This is a genomic window from Cellulosimicrobium sp. GQ32, assembly GCF_059758455.1.
Genome location: NZ_JCAXEP010000022.1, coordinates 1 through 3818 on the forward strand (window position 1 = coordinate 1; position 3818 = coordinate 3818).

The following is a 3818-nucleotide window of genomic DNA, read 5'->3' on the forward strand; positions in this document are numbered from 1 at the left end:
GGTCGCGGGGGCGTCGCCGGCCTCCTCGGCGGCAGCGGCGGCGCGGACGCGCTTGTAGTGGTTGTGCACTGCGACGGCCAGGGCGCGCTTGGCGCCGTCCTGCCCCACCACGTAGCGGGTCAGGTGCGCGAAGATCTCGTGCGGCGTCGGGAGGGGGCCGTCGCCGGTCACGACGTCCTGCGACGCGCTCTCGGCCTCGCGGTCCTCCTCGACCATCTCGAGGCACAGCGCCACGCACTCGTCGCAGATGAAGACGCCCGCAGGGCCGGCGATGAGCCGCTTCACCTGGCGCTGGGACTTGCCGCAGAACGAGCACGTGAGGGCGTCCGCCGCGCGGGGACCGCGCTGCCCGCGCGTGTCGTCGGTGCCGTCGGTGCGTGCCACCGGGTGCCTCCAGTCCAGTCGGTTGCGGCCGATCGTAGCCGCCGCCCACGACACGCCGGGCCGCTCCGCCGGGTCCGGGCGTGCCGGGTTCAGCCGCGCAGGGTGCCCGCGGACGGGCGAGGACCGTCCACGGCCTCGGCCAGGAGCTGGAGCCGGCTGGCCGTCCGGAAGGCGTCGGGCCGGTCCGGCATCGTCGTGCGGAAGGTGTCGAGGGCGTGGCACGACGTGACGACGAGCTCGACGTCGGCGTCGACGAGCACGTCCACGACAGCGATGAACCGCTGCTGCGCCTCGCGGTCCACGTCGGTGAGGAGCGGGACGTCGGTCATGACCCAGCGGCGGAACCGTGCGGCCCAGTCGAGGTACTCGAGGGTCGACGTCGGGCGGCCCGCCAGGTCGTCGAACGTCGCCCACAGCTCGCCCTCGCGGCCCTCGCCCTCGACCCGTGCGGAGGTCACCTCGAACGACCGCGTCCCGGTGCGGACGACCGCCCGCGCCCCCCGGGCGGGGGCGACGAGCCCGCGGTCGGCGAGCTGCGCCGTCGTGCCGGGGCGGAGCCACGCGCCCGCTGCGAACCCTCCGCGCCCGCGACCGCCGAGCGTCCGGTAGTCGGTCGGCCCGGCGAGCTCGACGACGTCGAGGTGCGCCCGCAGGAGCGCGATCCCCGGCTCGGCGACGTGGTGCCACAGCGGGTTCGGCAGCAGCGTGCCCGGCTCGTAGTTGGACGTCGCGAGCACGACGACGCCCGACGCGAACGCGCGGCGCAGGAGCCGGGTGAGCAGGGTCGCGTCGCCGGTGTCGTGGAGGTGGAGCTCGTCGAGGGAGAGCAGCGTCGTCCCGCGCAGGAGGTCGTCGATCGCGGCGTCGACGGCGCCTGGGCGGGGCTCCGGCGACTCCTCGGGCGGCCCGGGCGGCGTCGGCTCCGCGACCGGCGCGGTCGCCCGGGTACGCCACCCGCGCGTCGGGCCACCCTGCCCGACGACGGGGCGCGGCCCGGTGAGGGCGCTCACCCGTTGGGCGTGGATCGCCGCGTGCAGCTCGCGGAACAGGGCGTACACGTGCACCCGCCGGATCGACCTCTCGGGCAGCTCGCTCGCGAGCGCCGCGACGAACGCCCCCGCGAGCCACGACTTCCCGCGCCCCGCGGGACCCCACACGTACAGCCCGCGGACGGGCCGCCGTCGCGCCCCGGCGAGCTCGTCGCCGAGCCGCACCAGCCGGTCGAGGAGCGCGGACTGGTCCGCGTCGAGCGCGAACCCGTCACGCGCGGCCGCCGCCTCGACCGCGCGTCGGACGCGGTCGAGGCGGCGGTTGGTCACCGGGTCAGCCTAGGCGCGGCGACCGCGCACGGTCTTGACCCAGACGTCGATGACGTCCCAGGCCGCGATGACGACGGTCGCCGCGATGATCCCGTTCGAGAGCCAGGTGAGCGAGTCGCCGCCCGTGACCTCGAGGAACGCCGGGTTCACGAGGCGGTCCGCGCTCGCGAGCCACACGACCACCCCGGCGAACAGGGCCCCGATGACCGTGTTGACGGCGGCGAGGCCGACGGTCCACCGGCCGCGTGCGTACACGAGGATCGTGAGGGCGATCTCGGCCGCGACGAGCGCGACGAGCACGCCGGTCCAGACCGGCCACAGGTCGGGGTGCAGCACCGGCACCGCGGTGCCGTCAGGCCCGCGGTACGTCGCGACGTTCTGGAGGAGCAGCACGGCGGCGACCAGGACGAGCAGGCCGACCGACACGACCGTGTCGACGAGCGTGACCTCGCGGGGAGCGCGCTCGGTCGGCAGGCGGTCGACCGTCCAGGGGCCGGTGAGCTCGTCCTGGCTCTGCGGGGAGCCGTAGCGCTCCAGCAGGGCGAAGACGAGCGTCGTCCAGAACGCGATCTGGAGGGCGACCGAGGCGGTCGTCCAGATGCCGCTCCAGATGGCCGACCCGACGGGGCCGCCGTCGACGAGGTCCGTGATGAGCACGATCGCCCCGGGGATGAGGGCGACCCAGAGCAGCACCTTGAGCAGACGCAGCCAGTCGAGGTAGAGCGTCGGGCCGATGAGGTACAGCGGGCGACCGGCGAGGTCGGCCGCGAGGCGGTCGGGGTCGCCGAGGTCGTTGAGGACGTCGGTCTCGGCCCGGGCCGGGTCGGTGCCGGCCTCGACCTTGGCCTCGACGGCGTCGGCGACGGACGCGCGGAGCTCCTGCTCGAGGTCGGCGTGCTGGTCGGCGGGGACGCGGCGCAGCGTGGCGGCGACGTAGCGGTCGGTGAGCGTCATGACGTGCCTTCCTGGGAGTCGATGGTCCGGAGGCTCCGTGCGATCGCGAGCCACTCGTCGAGCAGGTCGCGGGCGAAGCGCTCGCCCGCGGGGGAGGTGCGGTAGAACTTGCGCGGCCGCGCCTCGTCGGTGTTCCACTCGCTCACGAGGAGGCCCTGCTTCTCGAGCCGGCGCAGGAGCGGGTAGAGCGTGTTGGCGTCGACGGGGACGCCCGCCGCGGCGAGCGCCTCGAGGAGCCCGTAGCCGTAGCCGGGCGTGCGCAGCAGCAGCAGGCTCGCGACGACGACGGAGCCGCGACGCACCTCCTGGCTGTGCCCGGCGAAGATCTCGGGATCGGTCATGCCTCACACCATAGTGTGTGACGCACAGTATAGGCAAGAGACACATCATCGTGTCGACGAGAGAGCGCTAGACTGGAACGGTTCCAGAGAAGAGTGCGTACCTGCCGCGGGAGGCCGAGTGACCGACCTGATCGACACCACCGAGATGTACCTGAAGTCGATCTACGAGCTGCAGGAGGAGGGGATCCCCCCGCTGCGCGCGCGGATCGCCGAGCGCCTCGGGCACTCAGGGCCGACCGTCTCGCAGACCGTGGCGCGCATGGAGCGCGACGGGCTCGTCGTCGTCGGCGGCGACCGCCAGCTCGAGCTCACGACGCTCGGGCAGCAGACGGCGGTGCGCGTCATGCGCAAGCACCGCCTCGCCGAGCGGCTCCTCACGGACGTCATCAAGCTCGACTGGGAGCAGGTGCACACCGAGGCCTGCCGCTGGGAGCACGTCATGAGCGACCTCGTCGAGCAGCGCCTCGTCGCGCTCCTCGACCACCCCGCGCACGACCCCTACGGCAACCCGATCCCGGGCCTGCGCGAGCTGGGCGAGGACCTGCCCGAGGTCGTGTACCTCGACGGCGTCGTCTCCCTCCCGGTGCACCTCGCCGCGCACGGCGCGACCGCCGGGGACGAGGTGCGCGTCCTCCTCCAGCGCATCGCCGAGCCGGTCCAGGTCGACGTGGAGCTCCTCGCGCGCTTCGCCGAGGCGGGCGTCTTCCCGCGTCAGACCCTCGTCGTCGCGGTGAACGACGGCGTCGTCACGGTCTCGGGCGACGGAGCCGACACCGTCCTGGACCTCCCCGACGACGTAGCGCGCCACCTCTTCGTCACG

General features: G+C 74.0%; 5 protein-coding genes. 1 reads left to right on the forward strand and 4 read right to left on the reverse strand.

Going from position 1 to position 3818, the window contains the following annotated elements; translation table 11 throughout:
• The 4 genes from AC6CH9_RS20705 to AC6CH9_RS20720 all read right to left on the reverse strand — a co-directional run.
• Positions 1–384: ClpX C4-type zinc finger protein (locus AC6CH9_RS20705; protein ID WP_498156585.1), on the reverse strand; the 384-nt coding region annotated here is incomplete at its 3' end.
• Between the two features lie 89 nt (positions 385–473).
• Positions 474–1703, reverse strand: a complete 1230-nt coding sequence (zapE, locus tag AC6CH9_RS20710; protein WP_498156586.1) for a cell division protein ZapE — start codon at positions 1701–1703, stop codon at positions 474–476.
• 9 nt (positions 1704–1712) lie between these two features.
• Positions 1713–2657, reverse strand: a complete 945-nt coding sequence (locus tag AC6CH9_RS20715; protein WP_498156587.1) for a permease prefix domain 1-containing protein — start codon at positions 2655–2657, stop codon at positions 1713–1715.
• The gene (locus AC6CH9_RS20720; protein ID WP_053369071.1) at positions 2654–2998 is read right to left on the reverse strand and encodes a PadR family transcriptional regulator; all 345 of its coding nucleotides are present in this window, start codon (positions 2996–2998) and stop codon (positions 2654–2656) included. Before AC6CH9_RS20720 ends, AC6CH9_RS20715 begins: the two co-directional genes overlap by 4 nt.
• A gap of 118 nt (positions 2999–3116) precedes the next feature.
• On the opposite strand from AC6CH9_RS20720, the gene AC6CH9_RS20725 reads away from it, so the two are divergent.
• A partial coding sequence (locus AC6CH9_RS20725; protein WP_498156588.1) for an iron-dependent transcriptional repressor DtxR occupies positions 3117–3818 on the forward strand: 702 nt, incomplete at its 3' end.

What these genes read in the sequence shown, in the direction of transcription:
- AC6CH9_RS20715 (WP_498156587.1), bottom strand. Translation starts at nt 2,657, where the DNA reads ATGACGCTCACCGACCGCTACGTCGCCGCCACGCTGCGCCGCGTCCCC.
- AC6CH9_RS20720 (WP_053369071.1), bottom strand. Translation starts at nt 2,998, where the DNA reads ATGACCGATCCCGAGATCTTCGCCGGGCACAGCCAGGAGGTGCGTCGC.